Genomic DNA, 19,779 nt, shown 5'->3' with positions numbered 1-19,779 from the left:
CGGGGCCGCAGGCACAGGAGCGTGCCTTAGCGGGCGGTGGCGGCGGGCGCACGGCGGTGCTGGAGAGCGTGGCGGGTTGGGTGCCGGGCGAGCCGGTCCCCAACGACCGGCTTCCGGCCGGCTGGGGTATCGACGACGCCTGGGTCCGCCGCCGGACCGGCATCGGCAGTCGGCACCGCGCCGCGTTCGGGACCGCCACCGGTGACCTCGCCTACGAGGCGGCCTCCCGGCTGCTCGCGGGCTCCCCGGCGGACGGCCCCGTGGACGCGGTGGTCCTCGCCACCGCCACCCCCGACCACCTCTGCCCCGGCACCGCCCCCGCCCTCGCGGCCCGGCTCGGGCTCGGCACCGTACCGGCGCTGGACATCGCCGCCGTGTGCAGCGGCTTCGTCTACGGGCTCGCCCTGAGCCACGGGCTGGTCGCCTCCGGGCTCTACGGGCGGGTCCTGCTGGTCGGCGCCGACGTCTACTCGACCTGGCTGGACCCCGACGACCGCTCGGCCGGAGTCGTCTTCGGCGACGGGGCGGGCGCGGCCCTGGTGGCGGCCGGGCGGACCGGTGACCCCGGTGAGCTGCTCGCCTTCGACCTGGGCAGCGACGGCACCGGCCACGACCTGATCACCGTTCCCGGCGGCGGCGCCCGGGCCCGGGCGGACGGGAAGCCGCCCGCGCTGTCGGACGCGTACTTCCGGATGCAGGGCCACACCGTCTACCAGCACGCCGTGGAGCGGATGACCGGCTCGTGCCGCGTTCTGCTGGAGCGGGTGGGCTGGGACCCGGCCGAGGTCGACCACTTCGTGCCGCACCAGGCCAACGCCCGGATCCTGCGTGCCGTCGCGGACCGGGTCGGCATCGGGCCGCAGCGCTGCGTCACCCATCTGGAGCGGGTCGGCAACACCGGCGCCGCCTCCATCCCCCTCGCCCTGGCCGACGCGGCGGGGCAGGGGGTGCTCCGGGGCGGGGACCGGGTGCTGCTCACCGCGTTCGGGGGCGGATTGACCTGGGGTTCCGCGGCACTTCGGTGGCCCGGGACCCCGCAGACCATCTCGACGGATTCTACGGAAGGAACACAGCATGTCGCAGTCCGCTGATCAGGGCACCGGAGCCGCCACCGGCACCGCCATCGCGGTGACGGGGGTCGGCCTGGTGACACCCGCAGGGGCTGACGAGCACAGCTTCTGGGAGGGGCTGTGCTCCGGGCACTCCACCGCCCGACGATGCGAGGAACTGGCCGGTCTCCCGGTCGACTTCGCCTGCCCGGTCGACTCCATCGACCTGGACGAGGCGGTGGGCGGCCGCTCGGTGTGGCGGATGGCCCGGTTCGTGAAACTGGCCGTCGTCGCGGCCCGGCGGGCCGTCGCCGACGCCGGTCTCGACCCGGCGGTGTGGGACGGCGGCCGGGTCGGGGTCGTGCTGGGCGTCGGCGTCGGCGGTGTCTCCGTCCTCGTGGACAACGCCGCGAAGCTGGCCGCCTCGGGGCCGGAGGCGGTCTCGCCGCTGCTCGTCCCGATGATGATCCCCAACGCCGCGGCCGGCGAGGTCGCCATCGCCCTGAAGGCGGGCGGCCCTTCCCTCGCGCCCGCGACCGCCTGCGCCTCCGGGGCCACCGCGATCGCCGTCGCCCGTGATCTGCTGCTCGGCGGCAGCTGCGACGTGGTGGTGGCCGGGGGTGCCGAGTCGGTGCTGACTCCGCTGGTGGTGACCGCGTTCGCCCGGATGGGCGCGCTCTCCACCCGTACCGCCGATCCGGCGGGCGCGTCGCGGCCGTTCGCCGACGACCGGGACGGGTTCGTGATCGGCGAGGGTGCCGCCATGCTCGTCCTGGAGCGCGAGGAGGCGGCCCGCGCCCGGGGCGGCCGGGCCCGCGCCCTGCTCACCGGCGCCGGCTCCAGCACGGACGCCCACCACCCCACCGCCCCGGCCCCCGACGGGCGCGGCGCCCAGCGCGCGGTGCAGGCGGCCCTCGACCAGGCGGGCTGGCAGCCGGGCGATGTCGACCACGTCAACGCCCACGGCACCTCCACCCCCCTCAACGACGCCATGGAGACCACCCTCATCTCCCGGCTCTTCCCGCACCACCCCCCGGTCACCGCACCCAAGGGTGTCATCGGCCATACCCTCGCGGCGGCGGGCGCGATCGAGGCGGTCGCCACAGTCCTGACGCTGGAACGTTCCCTCATCCCGCCGATCGCCAACCTGGACTCGCTCCCCGACGCCTTCCCGCTCGACTGCGTGGTGAAGGAGCCGCGCCACCAGCGGGTCGAGCGCGCGGTGAGCCACTCCTTCGGCTTCGGCGGGCACAACGTGGCGCTCGCCTTCCAACGAACCTGACACCGCAGGGCCGTTCGGGAACGGCGAGGGGTGTCCTCGCCGTTCCTTGATCGTTACTCTGTCGTGACCGTATCCACGCATAAACCGCGCCAGCCCGACACGAACGATCTGCTCACCCGAGTGCTCTACGGCGACAACTTCTCCCGGGAGCACGGGTTCTGGCGGCGGCTGCTCACAACAGAACCGTTTCGTCGTTCCGGTGGCGGCACTCCCGACGAACGGCTCGCGCTCTCCTACCACCGGCTCCGCATCCTCAACGACGCACTGGACAGCGGCGCGAGGCTGGCCGCCGACCCCCGCGCCCTGGCCGCCCTGCACGAATGGCTCGGCCCGGTCGACCCGGCGCTGACCACCGTCGCGGGTATCCACTACAACCTCTTCCTCGGCTCCCTCCTCGACCACGACACGGGTACGCTGCGCGACCTCTCGGACTTCCTGGACCTGCGGTCCATCGGCACCTTCCTCTGTACGGAGGTGGCCCACGGCAACGACGCGGCGGCCGTCGAGACGACCGCGACGTACGACCGCGAACGCGACGGCTTCGTCCTGCACACCCCGCACGCCGGGGCTCAGAAGTTCATGCCCAACACCAGTCCCGCCGGCGGCCCCAAGACCGGTGTGGTGGCCGCCCGGCTCCTCGCCGACGGTGCCGACCACGGGGTCTTCCTCTTCCTCGCCCCGCTCACCGACGCCGTGAGCGCCCTGCCCGGCGTACGGGTGCGGCGGCTGCCCGCCCGCATGGGCTCCCCGGTCGACCACTGCCTCACCTCCTTCGACCGGTACTTCGTCCCGCGTGAGGCCCTGCTCGCCGGGGAGCAGGGACGCATCGGCACGGACGGGCGGTTCACCAGCGAACTGGCCAACCGCAGAAGGCGGTTCCTCCTCTCCATCGGGCGGGTCACCCCCGGCAAGCTCTCCATGAGCGCCTGTGCGGTGGGCTCCGCCCGGGTCATCCTCGCCATCGCGATCCGGTACGCGGGGCACCGGCTGGTCTCCGGATCGCGGAGGGCGCGACGGGTGCCCGTCTACGCGCACCGCACCCACCACGGCCCCCTTGCCGCGGCGATGGCCACCGTCTTCGCGATGAGCCTCCTCCACCGCAGGGCGCTGGACCGCTGGGAGTCCGCCCCCGCCGCCGACCGGGACGAGGCCGAGCGCCTGGTCGCCGTCGCCAAGGGGTGGATCACCTGGCAGGCGCGGGGCGTCATCGTCGAGTGCCGGGAGCGGTGCGGGGCGCAGGGCCTGCTGGAGAACAACGGCATGACCGAGCTGTTCACCGGCATCGAGGGTGCCATCACCGCCGAGGGCGACAACCTCGCCATCCACGCCAAGGCCGCCGCCGAGATGCTGTTCAGCGTCACGGTCCGGGACGACGAGGAGACGGAGGGGCCCGGCGACCTGGACGATCCCCGCTTCCTGGGCCGGCTGCTCGCGGCGTTGGAGGACATCTGGTTCGACCGCGCCCGCCAGCGGATCGGCTCCGCCCCGCCCGGCGACCCGCTCGGCCGGTGGAACGCGGCCTCGGGACCCGCGCTGCGCGGGGTGGAGGCGTACGGCTACCGGCAGGCGAGCGAGGCGTACGAGCAGGCCGCCGCCTCCCTGTCCGCGGGGCCGGCCCGTGAGCGGCTGACCGAGCTGCACCGGCTCTTCGCCCTCCGGTGGATCGCCCGCAACAGCGGCGACCTGCTGGCGGCCGGACGGCTGACCGCCGAACAGGTGTCCTCGCTGCCCGACGCGGTGGAGCGGCTCATCGCGACCGTGGCCCGGCACGCGCCCGACCTGGTGAAGTCGTTCGCGCTGCCGGAGCGCCTGATGTCGGACTGGCCGATCGCCGGACCCGGCTACACGGACGCCTACGACGATCCGGACGGCTCCTGGCACCAGCACCGCAGGGCGGGGGGGCCCGGGGCCCGCACGGCGGATTTCCAGCGGCCCGCCTGTGGCAGCAAGCGGCGTCCGCTGCGCGAGAAGGTGGCGGCGCTCGGTACCCGCGGAGTGCTGCTGGCGTACTGGGGAACCACGTCGGTGCTGTCGAGATGGTTCGAGAAGCCGCAGGTGAGCGTAGACGAATCGGTTCACCCCAGGGCGTAACCGGAAGATCGCCATCCAGTTACTTCGGCGGTGGGCCTGTGCGTACCGCCACCCGCCGTCCATAAGGCCGCCGATGAGAGGAAACACCGTGAAGAGCCAGACCATCCACCCGAAGATCACCGAGGTGCTGACCGAGACGTTCAAGGTGCCCGCAGCCGAAATCCTGCCGGAGTCCACGATGGACAGCCTGGAGATGGACTCCCTGGCGGTCGCCGAGTTCGCCGTCATCATCAAGGAGACCCTGGGGGTCGCCGCCGACTCCGAGAAGCTCTACAAGGACGCCACGCTGGCCGACATCTCCGCGTTCATCGACGCGGCCATCGGCGGCGAGGCGGCAGGCAGCGCGGTGCCGGTGAGCAACACCCGATGAACCGACCCGCCATCGCCGTCACCGGCCTGGGGATGATCACCCCGGCCGGCCACACCACCGACACCACCTGGGACGGGGTCTGCCGCGGGGAGTCCCTCGCGCGCACCGTCCCCGAACTGCACGGCTGCGCCGTCGACTTCGCCTGCACGGTCTCCGGCATCGACCTGGACGAGGCGGTCGGTGGCCGCAACGCCTTCCGCATGGGCCGGTACGTGAAGTTCGCCGTCCTCGCCGCCCGGGAGGCGGTGACCGACGCCGGGCTCGACCCCGCCCACTGGGACGGCGCCCGGGTCGCGGTCGTCGTCGGCACCAGCAGCGGGGGATCCGCCGGACTCACCGAACAGGCCGTCGCCCTGGAGCGGCGCGGCCCCGAGGCCACCTCGCCCTCGGGCATCCTGCTCACCATCCCGAGCATGCCCGCGGCCGAGATCGCCATCCAGATGAAGGCCACGGGCCCCAGCCTCGCCCCCTGCACGGCCTGTTCCTCCGGGGTGACCGCCCTCTCAATTGCCCGCGACATGCTGGCGCTGGGCCAGTGCGACATCGCGATCGCCGGAGCCACCGAGTCGATCGTCTTCCCGGTCGCCATGACCGGCTTCGCCCGCTCCGGCGCGGCGGCCCTGCGAGACGGGGACCCCGCCCGCCTCTGCCGCCCCTTCGCCGCCGACCGGGCCGGGCTCGTCATGGGCGAAGGCGCCGCGATCATGGTCCTGGAGCGGGCGGAGGACGCCCGGGCCAGAGGAGCGGCCCCCCGAGCCATGCTGGCCGGCACCGGCGCCACGACCGACGCCCACCACCCGACCTCCCCGCACCCCTCCGGGGCGGTCGCCCAGGCCGCCGTCGACGCGGCGCTGGCCGACGCGGGGTGGCGGGCCGAGGACGTCGGTCACGTCAACGCGCACGGGACCTCGACCCCCCTGAACGACGCGACCGAAGCCGCCCTCATCGGCCGGGCCTACCCGCACCGGCCGCCCGTCACCGCCCCCAAGGGCGTACTGGGCCACTGCATGGGGGCGGCCGGCGCCATCGAGGCGGGGCTGACCGTGCTGACGCTCCAGCACGGCATCGTCCCGCCGATCGCGAACCTGGACGCGCCCGACCCCGGGTTCGCCATCGACTGCGTCACCAAGGTCCCGCGTGAACTGCCCGTACGACGGGCCGTCAGCCACTCCTTCGGGTTCGGCGGACAGAACGCGGTGATCGCGCTGCAGGCTCCGTAAGGGGCGGCGGGCCGGTGCGGCGGGACGACCCCGCGCCGCACCGGCCCACGGGGGGAGTGGTCCGCGCACCGGCACTGAGCTGCACGAAGCCCCGTGATAGCTCGCCGGGGCAAGTCGAACCCCAGCGACGGGGTCAGGGAATCCGGTGCGAGACCGGAACTGACGCGCAGCGGTGAGGGGGACGGGCGGGGCCACGGCCACTGGAGCACACACGTGCTCCGGGAAGGCGTCCCGCCCGGACGAACCCGAGTCCGAAGACCTGCCGGCACCCGCGCCCCGCACCGGGGCACGGGAATCGGACGACGGGCTCCGCGGCTGGGCCCAGAGACACCGAGGTCCTCCGTGCTGCCCAAGGCCACCCCTGCCCCGATACGCGACGCCGCCCTGTTCGCGGTCGGCGTCGTCCTGCTCACCGCCTGCGGCGGCGGGTCCACCATCTCGTCCGCCGACGGCATCGGCAAGGACAACAGCGGCGGCGGCGACGGAGCCCGTACCGCACCCGCGAACTCCTCCTCGACGAGCCCACCAACCGCCTGGACATCCAGCGCCAGCTGGAACTGCCGGCCCTCGTCGCCGAGTTGCCCCTCACCAGCGTCATCGCCCTGCACGACCTCAACCTCGCGGCGATGTTCTGCGACCGGATCACCGTGATGAAGGCCGGCCGGGTGATCGCGGGCGGCACCCCGGCCGAGGTCATCACCGAGGAGCTCATCGAGGACGTCTACGGGGTCCGGGCGGTCGTCACCCCGGACGGGCCGGCCGGAGGTCCCTCCGTACGGTTCCCGCCGCGCCGCCGACCGCGAGGCCAGGGCCGTGCCGCTGACCGCCGGCGCCCCCCGTCCCGTCCCGGACAGCCCTCCGGGCGGACCCGTTGGCACGGGTCCGCCCGGAGGCCGAGGACATGGGAGCGGCCTCCCGGCCGCCGAACGGGGATGCGCCGTCAGCGGCGGCGTCCCCGCCCGAACTCGCCACCGGTGTCCTTGCCGGTGTCCATGTCCTTCCCGTCGCCGTAGTCGATCTTCTCCTTGCGGACCTCGGCGGAGACTTCCTTCTGCTCGGTCACCCTGTTGGTCTCCAGGCGGACCCGCTCCACGGGGACGGCCTCCTTGCGGACCGTGGCGCGCTCCGCGTGCAGGGTGACCTCCACGTCCTGCTCGCCGAAGTCCGTCGTCCCGGTCACCTTCTCGCCGGGGCGCAGCGGCTCGCGGACCACCCGCACCTCCTCGTGGGAGACGGGCACGGACCGGGTGACCTCCTCGGTCACCACGTACTTGTGCAGCCTCGCCCGGCCGCTCTCGTACTCCTCCGTACCGACGTGCAGCTGCTCCTCGGAACGGATCATCTCCTGCTTGCCGCTCATGTCGGCCGCCCGGGTCCCCGCTCCCGCGCCCGCCAGCGGGCGGGCGGAGGTGTCCGTGGTCGCCTTGGCGTTCGGCGCTGCGCCCGTGCCGCGGGCCGTGCCCGCCGCACCCGCTCCGGCCGCGCCCATGGCACCGGTTCCGGCGACGGTCCGGGCGTCGGCACCGGTGCCCTTGCCGGTGTCACCGAGGTTGCCGGACTTCCTCGTCAGGCCGTAGTGCCGGTAGAGCTCCTCCTCCTCGGCGACGGACAGGTGCGCGTCCGCGTCCACGCGAGGCGCTTCCTTGACCGTTTCCTTGGAGTGCGAGACATGCAGGTCGGAACCCACTCGACGGGCTCCGGCGAGCGGTACGAAGCTCTCCTTCATGCCGAACATGCCGGTCTTGACCGTGATCCAGTCGGGCTTGCCGGTGTCGTCGTCGACGTACACCCGGCCCACGCTGCCGACCTTCTCGCCGTCGTTGTCGTACACGGTCAGACCGTCGAGCTCTCCGGAATCCGTGAAACCGTCAGCGGCTCCCATAACCGAACCCTCCTCGCTGGGCGCGCCCTGTGGGTGGCTCCACCAGATGTGGCACGTCCGGCTTCCATCGCGCCTCATCCGGTTGGACGCCGCAACCTCCCGGCCACCCGGCCGGAGGGGCCCCGGAGACCCCGCGGTCCCTGCTGGCCCCGTACGACGCCGCTGAGCGGCTCCCGGATCAGTTACGCCAATCGGGTGAGTGGGTGCGGGGCCCGCATATGATCGGCGGAGCACGGCAGCCCCGGGAGGACGGGCCATCGCCGGTCCCGCCGAACCACCAGGGGTGCGCCATCGATTCCGCACGCGTCCAGCTGCCCGCCCGGCGCGGGGAACCGTGCGGCGAAACCCGCGCGGAACTTCACGAACGGCACGAGGACGGCCACCGCCTCCACCACCTCGTGTGGCGGCTGGGCCCGGGTGTGCGGGTGTGCAGCAGCGCGGTGCTCGGCGGCGGCATCGGCCCCCGTGGCTGGATCCTCAACGCCCAGGTCCCCGGCGGATACCCGCGCCTCGACCCGGACCGCCACCTCGCCGAGATCGCCGCCTCCGAGGGGCTCACCGGCCCCGGCGCCGGGCTGATGACCGCCGCCGACGTCGCCGCGTACACGACCGGCCGCGACGGCGGTGCCACCGCGACCGTCACCACGGGTCTCGGCGTACGGGGCTGGGCGGCGGTACCCGACGTGGAAGTCGGTACCCCGCACTGGCCGGGCACGGTCAACATCGTCCTCACGCTGCCCGCCGCCCTCTCCGACGCCGCCCTGATCAACGCCGTCGCCACCGCCACCGAGGCCAAGGTGCAGGCCCTCCTGGACGCCGGACTCGACTGCTCGGGCACCCCCACGGACGCCGTGTGCGTCGCCGCCCCCGAACCGGGGCCCCACGGCGGCGAACCCTTCGCCGGACCCCGCTCCACCTGGGGCGCACGGATCGCCCGCGCCGTGCACACGGCCGTACTCGAGGGCGCCCGCCCGGCCCGGGACCTCAGCTGACCGTCACCGGGTGCCGGACCACCGCGTCGAACAGACACCCCTGCGGAGAGTTGGGTCTCATGATTCCCGGATGAGTATCCCGCCGTCACTCCTGGACGAGCATCCCGCTGCGCAGCTTGCCCAGCATCCGGCTCAGCAGCCTCGAGACATGCATCTGGGAGATCCCGAGCTCGGCACCGATCTGGGCCTGCGTCAGCTCCTGGCCGAACCGCATGTCGATGATCCGCCGCTCCCGCTCGTCGAGTTCGCCCAGCAGGGGTGCGAGGGTGTGCAGGTTCTCCACGGTCTCCATTGCGGGATCCGGCTCGCCCAGGACATCGGCGAAGGTCCGCCCGCCGGTGTTCTGGGGGCCGGATTCCGAGGAGTCGGTCGGCATGTCCAGCGAGCCCGCGGTGTAGCCGTTGGAGGCGACTATCCCCTCGGTGATCTCCGCCTCGTCCATCCCCAGGTGCTCGGCCAGTTCCTGCACCGTGGGGTCCCGGTCGAGGTCGCCCGCGAGGGACTCCTTCGCCTTGGCGAGGTCGACCCGCAGTTCCTGGAGGCGCCGGGGCACGTGAACGGCCCAGCTGGTGTCCCGGAAGAACCGCTTGATCTCGCCGACGATGTACGGGACGGCGAAGGAGGTGAACTCGACCTCCCGCGAGAGGTCGAAGCGGTCGATCGCCTTGATCAGCCCGATCGTGCCGACCTGGATGATGTCCTCCATGTCGCCGCTGCCCCGGTTGCGGAAGCGGTTGGCGGCGAATCGGACTAGCGACAGGTTCATCTCGATGAGGGTGTTGCGCGCGTACTGGTACTCGTGCGTGCCCTCCTCCAGAACCTGGAGGCGGTCGAAGAAGACCTTCGACAGGGCTCGCGCGTCCATGGGGGCGACCTTCCCGGCGTCCTCGATCCACGGGAGGTCCTCCGTGGTGCCCCTCCGCTGCTCGGTACCGGTGGTCTGTGCGGTGTGCGCCGTCATCTCGTCACGCTCCCCTGGTCGTAGGCCATGAGGTCTATTCGCCTGCCCGGCCGCCCAGTCCTCATGCGTGCGGGAAGGGATTCGATCCGGCCGGCTGTCGCGAGTTGGCCGAAAGCGGCTGGAGAAAGCAGGGAACGGGCCCAGTTCGGCCCTGAAACACCGTCATGGGGACGGGCCGGGCCACAGGGGGAGCACAGAACCGCCCCACCGGTACGGGGGAGCCCGGTGGGGCGGTCGCCACCAGAGTGCCACAACCGGCAGGCAGTTGGGACCAGACCGGTGCGGATTGGCCGACGGATGAGTCGAATTCGTCGCTCCTGGGGGCGGGTGCACGCCGGTTCCCGGCTGCTCCGGAACCTCTCCGTCCGGGGTCGTGGAGCCGGCCGGACACTCCGGTCGATTGCGGCATGGTGAACACTTCCCCGGCACGGAATACGCCCTGCGTCCCTCGGCTTTTCGCGGGTGGCGGGTACCCCGGCGCCAGGGCACCGGGGTACCCGCCGGAAGGAACCGCGCGATGGAGCGGATCGAGGGAGAACACGCGCAAGCCGTGCGCGTACGACGAGTGCCGCGAAGGGGTGGCACGGGGTGCGGTCGAAAGGCCCGATCCGATCGCCGAGGTGGGCCCGTGAGCACCGTCGACCCCGCGACGCGGAAACAGACCGCCGCCCTCGCGGCCCCCACCCGCTGGACGACCCCGCGCTCGCCTCGCTCACAGGCCCGCACGCCCACTTCGCCGAGCGCCGCGGCCGGATCCTGCGCTATCCCGGCCCACCCCGAGTTCCTCTCCGCCCTGGCCCCGGTGAGTTTCCCGCAGCGGTGATCAGGGCCGACGGGCACCCGTACCGGGGGCCGAAGGTCCTGGGTCGAACGTCCCGGTCGGGACGTTCGACCCAGCCTCCGGGCCCTATGTCCCCCTGCGCCGGGGCCCGGATGCCGGTCAACTGGAAGGGACCGTCCGGACCACGGGCGGCACCGAGCGGCGAACAGGAGGAGAGGTCGTGTCTCTGGGGAAAGGGCGCAGGGTCCCGGGCCGGGCGACGGTCCTTTCGGGTACGGACGCGGGCGCCACGGCCGCCACGGGCCGGATCGGGAACTGGGCGCTGGCCGGCGGGCTGGCCCTGCTGAGCGCGCTGATCATCCTTCTCGACCTGGTCACGGGCGAGGACCTCAGGGTCATCCCCCTGCTCGTGGTCGTCCCGGCCCTGGCCTCCGTCTTCTGCAGCCTCCGGCAGACGGTCTGGGTGGCGGTCTGGATCACGGTGGTCGTCCTCGCGTCCGGGCTCGGCAGGGACGGCACCTTCTGGGACTTCGTGTTCGGCATCGGCTTCACCGTGCTGGCCTGCGCCCTCGGAGTCGCCGCCTGCGCGGCCCGCATACGCCACGCCACCGAGATGGACCGGCTCCGCTCCGCCGCCGTCGCCCTGCAGCGCCAGATCCTGCGCCCCCTGCCCGTCATCACCGACCAGGTCTTCGCGTACGGCCTCTACGAGCCGATCGAGGAGGACCGCTTCGTCGGCGGTGACATCTACGAGGTCGTCCAGTCCCCGTACGGGACCCGCGTCATCATCGGGGACGTCCAGGGCAAGGGGATCGCGGCCATAGGGGCCGGGTTCGCGGTGATCGCCGCGTTCCGTGAGGCGGCGGTCCGGGAGGCCACGCTGACCGGGGTGGTGGAGGCCCTGGAGGCCGCCGTCGTCCGGCACAACGCGTTCTCCGCCCAGACCGGAGAGGCCGAACGGTTCGTGACCGCGCTGGTCCTCGGGTTCGACGAGGAGGACCGCGTACAGGCGGTGAACTGCGGTCATCTGCCGCCGCGACTGCTGCACGAGGGCCGCGCCTCCGCCGTACGGCTGGACCGGACCTACGTGCCCCTCGGCCTTGCCGCCCTCAGCCGGGAGATCCGCAGGGCGGAGTCGTTCGCCCTCCCGCCCGGTGCCACCCTCCTCGTCGTCACCGACGGGGTGACGGAGGCCCGCGACGCGGCCCGCGCCTTCTACCCGCTGGACCGGCGGCTGGCGGGCTGGGCCGGACACGGCCCGCGTGAGCTGCTGGACGCGCTCCGCCTCGACCTGGAGACGTTCACCGGAGGCATCCGCCGCGACGACGTCGCCGCGCTCGCCCTGGGCAGGGTGCCGGGCGACGGCACACCACTGCCCGCGGCCGCCGCCGAGGACGTCCGACCGGTCGCGGGGGCCGTGAGCGACTGAGCTGCCCGTACGGACGAGACGAATGTCCCCACGGGACTAATGTCGCGTGGGGACATGTTCAGGTGTGCGGTGCACATATGAGCCCGGAAGAACGTCCTGGAGGGTCCGACGCCGGAGCGGAAGACGCCGGAGCGGCGCAGCCGCAAGGCCCGCCGCACCCGCGACACCCTGGCGCAGGCCGCGTTCGAGCTGGTGTTGGACCGGGGGCTGCGGTACGTCACGGTCGAGGAGATCGCGGAGGCCGCCGACGTCGACCGCCGCACCTTCAGCCGGTACTTCGCGAGCAAGGAAGCCGCCGCCCTCGACTCCCTGCGCGGCGACGGCGACCGGATCAACGAGGCCCTGCGGTCCCGCCCGGCCGAGGAGCCCCCGATCCTGGCCTACCGGCGCGCCGTCCTCGCCTGGCTCGCCGACCCCGACGCGGAGCCCTGGCACCGCCGCCCCCGGATCTTCGACCTCTCCGTTGTCAACATGTCCTCGATCCTCGGCACCAACGGCTTCGCGAGCTCGCCCGCCTATGTCGCCGCCGAGCACGGCGTCGTCGGCCTCACAAAGACGGCGGCGCTCGAATACGCCGCACAGAACGTCCGGATCAACGCGGTCGGCCCCGGCTTCATCGACACCCCCCTCCTGCGGAACGCCGACCCGCAGGCTCGCGAGCACCTGATCTCCCTGCACCCGGCCGGGCGCCTCGGCACCGCGGAGGAGGCCGTCGAACTCACCGTCTTCCTCCTCTCCGACAAGGCCTCCTTCAGCCACGGCAGCTACCACCTGGTGGACGGAGGCTACTCCGCCCCGTGACACCGCCCGGGTGGCGGACGGGGGAGCCCTTCACCCGGCTTCGGGACGCGCTCCTGTACGGCACCAGCGTCAGCGCCCCCTACTGGGGCTTGCGCAAGGAGCTCGCCGAGGTGCTCGACCTGGCGCACGCGGGGGCCGTCGACGTCCACGTGGAGACGTACACGATCGACGAGGCGCCGCTCGCCACCCGGGCGGCTGCACGACGGCCGGATCAACGGCCGCGCGGTCATCCTGCCGAACGGCTGAGTGCCGGCCGGGGTCGGGGCCGGTGAAAGACCCCCGGCCCCGACCCCGGCCCCACCGTTGCACTCGATGCCATGGGTCCGTACTACTTCTTCCGCTGATTCCCGGCCCGGACAGCCGCCGCGCGACGCCTGACGTCACCGGCTGAGCTCACCGGCCGACCGCCGAGCACCGCCCGTGACCTCACCGGGCGGGATCCGGCCGTATCCGGCCCCGGTGCGCCGCTGTCCCTCCGCCGTCCGGCATCCACGCCCCGTCCCCGCGCGTCTCCCTACGCGCCGCCGCGGGCCGTCACCCAGGGAAAAGGCACCTCGGTGATCCTGGAGGGCGACCGTGACCTGCGCACGGTCACCCGGTACGGGGACGGCTGGGACGGCTGCCGCACCGCCAAGGCGGCTGCCCGTCGCCGCTGGGCGCAGGAGCACCAGGAGTACCCGAGCGACCTGGCCCGTACGGCGGAACTGGTGGACGCGGCCGGACAGCGGCTCGCGGCCTCCGGCAAGGACCCGAAGCAGGGGTTCGGCAAGCACCGCCGCTCCCACGAGGCCAGACTCTCCGGCCAGGTCAGGGCGGCACGCACCCGGCTGGAGGCGCTGCACCGCTCACCCGTGCTCCGGTCGCGTCCCTCTCCATCGGCCAGCAGCGCAGGTTGGCCCTGGCGCGGCCGGTGACCCGCCCGGCCGACCTGCTGGTGCTGGACGAGCCGACGAACCACATCGCGCTGAGCCTGGTGAAGGAGGGTGAGGCGGCGCTCGCGCAGTACCCGGGAGCCGTCGTCGTCGTGTCGCACGACCGCAGCTTCCGCGCCCGCTTCACCGGCGACGTACTGGAGTTGCGGGTCGGCCGCCCCGTCTCACAGCCGGAACAGGCCTACGTCTCCGGGGAAGCGGCAGCCTCTCCGCGTACCTGAGCGCGCAGCCGCTTCACGAAGATCCGCTGACCGACGATCAGCCGCTCGGCGGCCTCCTCCGGCGTGCACCAGGCGAACCGGTCCATCTCCGGAAACTCCTGCTGCACGCCGGAGCCGCGCGGCCACTCCATCGTGAACACCCCCGGCACCACGGAGGCCACATCCAGCTCGGCCTCCACCGCCCACACGGTCACCGTCTTCCCGCTGCGCTGACGCGACTCGCCGAGCGGCAGCCAGACCCCGTCCGGCACCGGCAGTCCCAGCTCCTCCTCGAACTCCCGCCGCGCGGCCGCCGCCGGTTCCTCGTCATGGCCGTACTCGCCCTTCGGCACCGACCAGGCGGCAGCCTCCCGCCTAGCCCAGAAGGGCCCGCCCATGTGCCCGATGAGCACCTCGACATCCCGCTCGCCGCCGCTGCCGGTACCCGTGGTCCGGAAGAGGAGAAGCCCCGCACTGCGTTTGCCTGCCGACATGTCGCCAAGTCTGCAATTGCCATGGGCGGCACGCCAACCGACGGGCGGTACACACGCGGAAGGGGACGGAGCCGCACGGACTCCGTCCCCCTTCCTCCGCCCCCTTCCGCAGACAGCGCGACTCTCTACGTCTTGCGGTACCCGTACGCCTCCGAGGCCGCCGCCTCCACCGCGCCGATGTCGCCGCCGGACGAGGCGGTCACCACGGCGGCGACCGCGCCCTCCACGAACGGCGCGTCGACCAGTCGCGTGTTCTCCGGCAGCTCGTCGCCCTCGGCGAGCATCGCCTTCACCGTGAGGACCGCGCTCCCCAGATCCGCGAGAACCGCGACCCCGGCGCCCCGGTCCACCGACGCGGCGGCCCGGCCGATCAGCTCGGCGCTGGTGCCGAGCCCGCCGTTCGGCAGCCCGCCCGCCGCCGCGACGGGGGCCGTCACGCCGCCGGCGGCGAGGCCCCGGGCCAGTTCGGCTACCGATTCCGCGACCGGACCGCTGTGCGAGACCAGCACGATGCCCACCTGCGGCTCGTCGCTCATGCCTCCGCACCCCCGTCCTCCGCGGTTCGGGCCAGCGCCTCGACCAGCAGGGCGGCCGAGGTCGCCCCCGGGTCCTGGTGGCCGATGCTGCGCTCGCCGAGATAGCTGGCCCGCCCCTTGCGCGCCTGCAACGGCACCGTCGCCTCGGCGCCCGCGCGGGCCGTGTCCGCGGCCCCCCGGAACGACGAGGCCAGGGCCTCGGCGGCCGGCAGCAGCGCGTCCAGCATCGTCTTGTCCCCGGCCTGCGCCCCGCCGAGCTGCCCCACCGCGGCGACACCCGCGGCGAACGCCTGGGCGAGCTGGTCCTGCGTCACCTCGGCGTCCTCGCCGAGCGCCTTGCCCGTACGACGCAGCAGCGTCCCGTACAACGGACCGGACGCCCCGCCGACGGTGGAGATCAGCTGCCGCCCCGCCAGGGTCAACACCGTACCCGGGGTCGCGGGCGCGTCCTTCTCCAGCACGGCCGCCACCGCCGTGAAGCCGCGCCGGAGGTTGCTGCCGTGGTCGGCGTCCCCGATCGCCGAGTCCAGCTCGGTCAGTCGGTCCGCCTCGCGGTCCACGGCGGCCGCGGTGGCCGCCATCCAGCGGCGGAAGAAGTCGGCGTCGAGCACATGAACTCCTGTTCCCCGGGCCTGTCCGGCACGGTGGCACGGTTCGTACGGTTGACGAGCACGGTCGGGTCCGGCGGGGCTCAACGGCCCCAGCGGAGCGCGGGCGTCTCCACGGGCGCGTCCCACAGCCGCAGCAGCTCCTCGTCGACCTGGCACAGCGTCACCGAGCAGCCTGCCATGTCGAGCGAGGTCACGTAGTTCCCCACGAGCGTACGAGCCACCGGCACACCCCGTTCGGAGAGCACCCGCTGGACCTCGGCGTTGAATCCGTACAGCTCCAGCAGGGGCGTGGCCCCCATCCCGTTGACCAGCGCCAGCACGGGGCCGGCCGGCCGGAGATCCTCCAGCACCGCGTCCACCGCGAAGTCGGCGATCTCGCCCGAGGCCATCAACGGCCGCCGCTCCCGCCCCGGCTCACCGTGGATCCCGATGCCCAACTCCAGTTCGCCGGAGGGCAGATCGAAGGTGGGGCGGCCCTTCGCCGGAGTGGTGACCGCACTGAGGGCCACGCCGAAGCTCCGCGAGGACCCGTTCACCTGCCGGGCCACCGAGGCCACCCGCTCCAGGGGCGCGCCCTCGTCCGCGGCGGCGCCGGCGATCTTCTCGACGAAGAGCGTCGCCCCCGTACCGCGCCGCCCGGCCGTGAAGGTGCTGTCGCTCACCGCCACGTCGTCGTCCACCACGACCTGGGTGACCTGGATGCCCTCGTCCTCGGCGAGCTCGGCGGCCATCTCGAAGTTCAGCACGTCACCGGTGTAGTTCTTGACGACGAAGAGCACCCCCGCCCCGCTGTCCACCGCCGCTGCCGCCCGCACCATCTGGTCCGGCACGGGCGAGGTGAACACCTCCCCGGGGCAGGCGGCCGACAGCATCCCGGGCCCGACGAACCCGGCGTGCAACGGCTCGTGCCCCGACCCGCCCCCCGAGACGAGCCCCACCTTCCCGGCCACCGGGGCGTCCCGCCGTACGACGACCCGGTTCTCCACGTCGACGGTCAGTTCCGGGTGCGCGGCGGCCATACCTCGCAGGGCGTCGGCGACGACGGTCTCCGGGACGTTGATGAGCATCTTCATGTCTGTCTCCTCGTGTTCTCTCGGGTTTGTGACCGCGTCGTGCACTGTCGCATCGCGCCCAAGAGGGGTGCAGTGTGCGACGGTTCGCGTCGCCGTGTCGTGCACGTCGTAGTTGTCGTTGAAGGCTCGTGACTCATCAGGTGATCTCCAGAGGGCTACGGCCCTTCCCGGTACACATGCCGTCGGGGCAGCGGTACTGGACAGTGTTGGACGACGATCGGTTGACGCCCGTACTGGAAGCGGACGAGTTCTTGCGGCATGTGCGCTTCGGCCGTGATCAGGCGGAGTCGACTACGCGTACATATGCCGGGGCGGTCGTGCTCTATCTGACGTGGTGCCGCTGCACCGGCCGGGATTGGACGACGGCGGCGGGCCGGCTGGGCGGCTTCATGTTCTGGCTCCGGCACTCGGCCGGTGACGGCAGTCCGGTGGCGGCCGGGCCGGGCAGTGAACCCGTTCGCGGGCCGCGCCGGATCAACACCGTGCTGGCCGGCGTCCGTGAGTTCCTCACTCACGGCACGACGCTCGGCACGGTGCCGACGTTCGTGCTGTCCCAGCTCTACGAGGTCGCTGACGACCGGGACTTGCCGATGCAGGCCCGCGGCGAGGGACGCCACCTTCGCTACTACTCCAAGGCCCGGCACCGGGCCGCCGAACCACAAGAGCCGGTCGGCCGCGCCAGTGACGAGGAAGTCCTTGCCCTGCTGCGGGCCTGCCGCTCGGCCCGGGACCGGTTCATCGTCCTCCTGCTCGCCAGGGCCGGGCTGCGCCGCAGCGAGGCCGTGGGCATGCGGCGCGAGGACATCCATTTCATCCTGGACGCCAGCGTGCTGGGCTGCCGGATTTCCGGCTCTCACCTGCACGTGGTGCGACGGGACAACGACAACGGCGCCTGGGCGAAGTCGAAGCGTTCGCGCGCCGTCCCGGTCGACTTTCTGCTGGTTCAGGCTTACGACCAGTACGTCGTCGAGCGAGACACCTGCCGCGAAGCCCGCGACAGCGACTTCGTGCTGGTGAACCTGTTCCGGGCCCCACTGGGGGCGCCCATGCCGCCGGGCGCCCTGAACGACCTCTTCGATCGGCTCTCCCGTCGGGCCGGCCTGGCCGACGGCGTTCATCCCCACGCTCTGCGGCACGGATTCGCCAGCAACGCGGCCGACGCCGGCGCCGTCCTGGACGAGATCGCCGACCTGCTCGGGCACGCCAGCGCGGCCAGCTCGCAGGTCTACCTGCATCCCGATCCGCAGCGGCTGCGGTCCGCCGTCGAACGGGTCGCCGCTCTCGCTCCCAGGAGGAACCGATGACCACGGCCCTGCGACTGGTGCCCGCGCCCGCATCGGATCTGCTGCCTGCCCGCGCGAAACGGCTACGCGCTCTGATCCGGCCGGAGACGCTGGACGTTCTGCACTGGGACGAGAAATCCCGAATCCTTCGGCCCTCACCGGACCACCCTTTCCTCGGCATGCACATCTGCGCCCGTTCCGGCTGCTGGGCGGCAGCCCGGAAGACAGAACTGGGGTTGTGCTCGGCCTGCCGCAGCGTCTGGAAGCGGAGCGGCAAAACGCCAGACGACTTCCTGGCCAGCGAGCCAAAACAGATCAGCAACGTCTCGGGCGGATGCGCGGTCCCCAAGTGCCGACGGCCCTGGACGTCGTCCCGCACGCGGATGTGCATGCGGCACCGCGAGTATTTCACGAGGCTGGGGCGCCCCCCCGCTGGAGGAGTTCTTCGCTGACCCTCGCGTTCGCCCGCTGCCGGGCTTCGGCCTGTGCTCGGTGGATGCCGAACAGCTCGAACCCGTTCTGCCCCCCCGCACTGGGTGAGGTGGCAGGAGGCACAAGTCCCTGACGCTGAATTCGAGACCTGGTGCCGCACCGAGCCCGGCACGGCGGAGTCCACCGCGCTGAGCCTGCGGGGTCTGCCGGCCCTGGTGACTGCCGAGATCCTCTACGTCCTTCAGGCCCGCACGGACGCCGAGGTCAAAAGCCCTCCCGCCCTGCTGCGAGGCCTCGTCCGGCACCTGCGTGAGCAACGCGTCGAGCAGTTCGACGACGTCCAGGTGCCCCGCAACACCCACCTGGCCGGCATGGCCAACCGCATGCGCCACATGCTCGCGGCCGCCGTCTCCACTCCGGAACTGGAGCAGATCAAGGACGTCTGGAACATGGGTGCCTTCGGACTGGGCCAGTGGCGTCGGATGGACTTCACGCCGTTGCACCAGGAGTGGATGCGGCGAGCCTGCAAGACGTGGGTGCTGGTGAGATCCCCCGCCGCTACGGCAAGAACATCCCCAACGGCCTCTCCGACACGCCGTCATCGCCCGCGCGGGCCAGCCCCCGCCCGGCACGACTGCCGGAACGCAGGTCAGCCGCAAGTCGCTGCTGGCCGACGTCGCGAACCTCACGGCCCGCAACGGAAGACTGGCCGCGCACATCACCCGGCTCGAACGGCGCCTGTCCGCGGCTCTGGGCCAGACGGCTTGGGAAGCATCCGGCCTCGGCGCCCCGGCCGACATCGAGACGCTCACACGCCGCGCCACCGAGCTGGAACAGCAGATTCTTGCCCTCCGCGGCGAGCTTGCGGAACGGGACGAGGACCTCGAAGCCGCCCGCGCCGCGAACCGTGAACTGATGGCTCAGCGCAACCGCTGACCGCATCATGCAGTGCCGGTAAGAATCCTGTCACCAGCCGCAAGACCGGTGGGTAGCCCCTTGCCGACTGAGGGTCAAGCGGATTGGGTGCCCCGTCGTTCACCTGGGTGAACTACAACCGCTCCGGGATCTTGGAGCGCGCGATGTGGGGATCTTGGTTCATACGCCCTGGGTGGTCCGGGGCTGGAAGGGCGGATTCTTCATGAAGCGCACGTCACGCGTTGTGGTTGGTATGGCGGCTGTTGCCGCCCTCGCTGGCATTCCAACGACGGCGCAGGCAGCGCCCGAGGCAGCGGAGTGGACGCTCAACTTCGACGGGTTGGACCCCACTCCCAGCTGGGCCGACATGCGCAGTCACTGGTTCGGTACGTGCCCTGTACCTCACCAGACCTTCACCGTGTTCATCGAGGGTGAAGCGCTGAAC

16 protein-coding genes, 4 pseudogenes and 1 riboswitch are annotated in these 19,779 nt (G+C 72.5%); of the genes and pseudogenes, 13 read left to right on the top strand and 7 right to left on the bottom strand.

Translation table 11 applies throughout. The features are described 5' to 3' along the window. Window positions 1–56: 56 nt before the first annotated feature. The 6 genes and pseudogenes from AMK21_RS23295 to AMK21_RS36215 form a co-directional block, all read left to right on the top strand. The gene (locus AMK21_RS23295; RefSeq protein WP_073881003.1) at window positions 57–1,091 is read left to right on the top strand and encodes a beta-ketoacyl-ACP synthase 3; all 1,035 of its coding nucleotides are present in this window, start codon (window positions 57–59) and stop codon (window positions 1,089–1,091) included. After that, the gene (locus AMK21_RS23290) at window positions 1,075–2,331 is read left to right on the top strand and encodes a beta-ketoacyl-[acyl-carrier-protein] synthase family protein (protein WP_073881001.1); all 1,257 of its coding nucleotides are present in this window, start codon (window positions 1,075–1,077) and stop codon (window positions 2,329–2,331) included. Before AMK21_RS23295 ends, AMK21_RS23290 begins: the two co-directional genes overlap by 17 nt. A gap of 63 nt (window positions 2,332–2,394) precedes the next feature. Beyond that, window positions 2,395–4,422 carry an acyl-CoA dehydrogenase gene (locus AMK21_RS23285; protein ID WP_073880999.1) on the top strand — a complete coding sequence of 676 codons (2,028 nt, stop codon included), beginning with the start codon at window positions 2,395–2,397 and terminating at the stop codon, window positions 4,420–4,422. An 88-nt stretch (window positions 4,423–4,510) separates the two neighbouring features. Next, window positions 4,511–4,792 carry an acyl carrier protein gene (locus AMK21_RS23280; RefSeq protein ID WP_234422021.1) on the top strand — a complete coding sequence of 94 codons (282 nt, stop codon included), beginning with the start codon at window positions 4,511–4,513 and terminating at the stop codon, window positions 4,790–4,792. Further along, a complete protein-coding gene (locus AMK21_RS23275; RefSeq protein ID WP_073880995.1) occupies window positions 4,789–6,012 on the top strand; it encodes a beta-ketoacyl-[acyl-carrier-protein] synthase family protein in 1,224 nt (407 codons plus the stop codon). The genes AMK21_RS23280 and AMK21_RS23275 overlap by 4 nt, the downstream gene beginning before the upstream one ends. Window positions 6,013–6,147: 135 nt before the next feature. Beyond that, window positions 6,148–6,273: riboswitch (cobalamin riboswitch) on the top strand. A 236-nt stretch (window positions 6,274–6,509) separates the two neighbouring features. Continuing rightward, a pseudogene (locus AMK21_RS36215) lies at window positions 6,510–6,806 on the top strand (ABC transporter ATP-binding protein); the annotation flags it as partial. Between the two features lie 146 nt (window positions 6,807–6,952). Here AMK21_RS36215 and AMK21_RS23265 read toward each other — a convergent pair. Continuing rightward, window positions 6,953–7,894 (bottom strand): PRC and DUF2382 domain-containing protein, encoded by a 942-nt coding sequence (locus tag AMK21_RS23265; protein ID WP_073880993.1) that lies wholly within the window; start codon window positions 7,892–7,894, stop codon window positions 6,953–6,955. A gap of 218 nt (window positions 7,895–8,112) precedes the next feature. Here AMK21_RS23265 and AMK21_RS23260 point away from each other — a divergent pair, with 218 nt between their 5' ends. Continuing rightward, a complete protein-coding gene (locus tag AMK21_RS23260) occupies window positions 8,113–8,886 on the top strand; it encodes an adenosylcobinamide amidohydrolase (protein WP_073880991.1) in 774 nt (257 codons plus the stop codon). Between the two features lie 85 nt (window positions 8,887–8,971). Here the strand turns inward: AMK21_RS23260 and AMK21_RS23255 are convergent, their stop codons facing one another. Continuing rightward, window positions 8,972–9,847 carry an RNA polymerase sigma factor SigF gene (locus AMK21_RS23255; RefSeq protein WP_073880989.1) on the bottom strand — a complete coding sequence of 292 codons (876 nt, stop codon included), beginning with the start codon at window positions 9,845–9,847 and terminating at the stop codon, window positions 8,972–8,974. Window positions 9,848–10,534: 687 nt separating this feature from the next. Between AMK21_RS23255 and AMK21_RS36210 the strand changes: the two are divergent. The 5 genes and pseudogenes from AMK21_RS36210 to AMK21_RS33835 form a co-directional block, all read left to right on the top strand. Next, a pseudogene (locus tag AMK21_RS36210) lies at window positions 10,535–10,615 on the top strand (GNAT family N-acetyltransferase); the annotation flags it as partial. A gap of 233 nt (window positions 10,616–10,848) precedes the next feature. Further along, window positions 10,849–12,057, top strand: coding sequence for a PP2C family protein-serine/threonine phosphatase (locus tag AMK21_RS23250; protein ID WP_073880987.1), 1,209 nt, complete (start codon window positions 10,849–10,851; stop codon window positions 12,055–12,057). A gap of 96 nt (window positions 12,058–12,153) precedes the next feature. Further along, window positions 12,154–12,858: an SDR family oxidoreductase gene (locus AMK21_RS36205; RefSeq protein ID WP_073880985.1), complete on the top strand. Its 705-nt coding sequence runs from the start codon at window positions 12,154–12,156 to the stop codon at window positions 12,856–12,858. Window positions 12,859–12,888: 30 nt separating this feature from the next. Beyond that, window positions 12,889–13,104, top strand: a pseudogene (locus AMK21_RS23240) (zinc-binding dehydrogenase); the annotation flags it as partial. Window positions 13,105–13,409: 305 nt separating this feature from the next. Further along, window positions 13,410–14,011: pseudogene (locus AMK21_RS33835) on the top strand (ATP-binding cassette domain-containing protein); the annotation flags it as partial. Here the strand turns inward: AMK21_RS33835 and AMK21_RS23225 are convergent. The 4 genes from AMK21_RS23225 to dhaK all read right to left on the bottom strand — a co-directional run bounded on the left by AMK21_RS23225 (window position 13,972) and on the right by dhaK (window position 16,704). Next, complete coding sequence (locus tag AMK21_RS23225; protein ID WP_073880973.1) at window positions 13,972–14,484, bottom strand: NUDIX domain-containing protein; 513 nt, start codon at window positions 14,482–14,484, stop codon at window positions 13,972–13,974. The pseudogene AMK21_RS33835 and the gene AMK21_RS23225 sit on opposite strands and share 40 nt — an antisense overlap. Window positions 14,485–14,609: 125 nt before the next feature. Then, entirely contained in the window at window positions 14,610–15,020 is a 411-nt protein-coding gene (locus AMK21_RS23220) for a PTS-dependent dihydroxyacetone kinase phosphotransferase subunit DhaM (protein WP_073880971.1), read from the bottom strand. Then, a complete protein-coding gene (gene dhaL / locus AMK21_RS23215; protein WP_073880969.1) occupies window positions 15,017–15,631 on the bottom strand; it encodes a dihydroxyacetone kinase subunit DhaL in 615 nt (204 codons plus the stop codon). The genes AMK21_RS23220 and dhaL overlap by 4 nt, the downstream gene beginning before the upstream one ends. 80 nt (window positions 15,632–15,711) lie before the next feature. After that, a complete protein-coding gene (dhaK, locus tag AMK21_RS23210) occupies window positions 15,712–16,704 on the bottom strand; it encodes a dihydroxyacetone kinase subunit DhaK (RefSeq protein ID WP_073880967.1) in 993 nt (330 codons plus the stop codon). A 221-nt stretch (window positions 16,705–16,925) separates the two neighbouring features. On the opposite strand from dhaK, the gene AMK21_RS23205 reads away from it, so the two are divergent. After that, window positions 16,926–18,008, top strand: a complete 1,083-nt coding sequence (locus tag AMK21_RS23205) for a tyrosine-type recombinase/integrase (RefSeq protein ID WP_234422020.1) — start codon at window positions 16,926–16,928, stop codon at window positions 18,006–18,008. A 969-nt stretch (window positions 18,009–18,977) separates the two neighbouring features. On the opposite strand, the gene AMK21_RS35160 is transcribed toward AMK21_RS23205, so the two are convergent. Next, entirely contained in the window at window positions 18,978–19,364 is a 387-nt protein-coding gene (locus AMK21_RS35160; RefSeq protein ID WP_158070728.1) for a hypothetical protein, read from the bottom strand. Window positions 19,365–19,779: the final 415 nt, after the last annotated feature.

Origin of the sequence: Streptomyces sp. CB00316, assembly GCF_001905595.1 — a bacterium.
In the GTDB taxonomy this organism is placed as follows: Bacteria; Actinomycetota; Actinomycetes; order Streptomycetales; family Streptomycetaceae; genus Streptomyces.
Note: the sequence above shows the minus strand (reverse complement) of the source record. Positions and strands in the feature narration are given on the sequence as shown.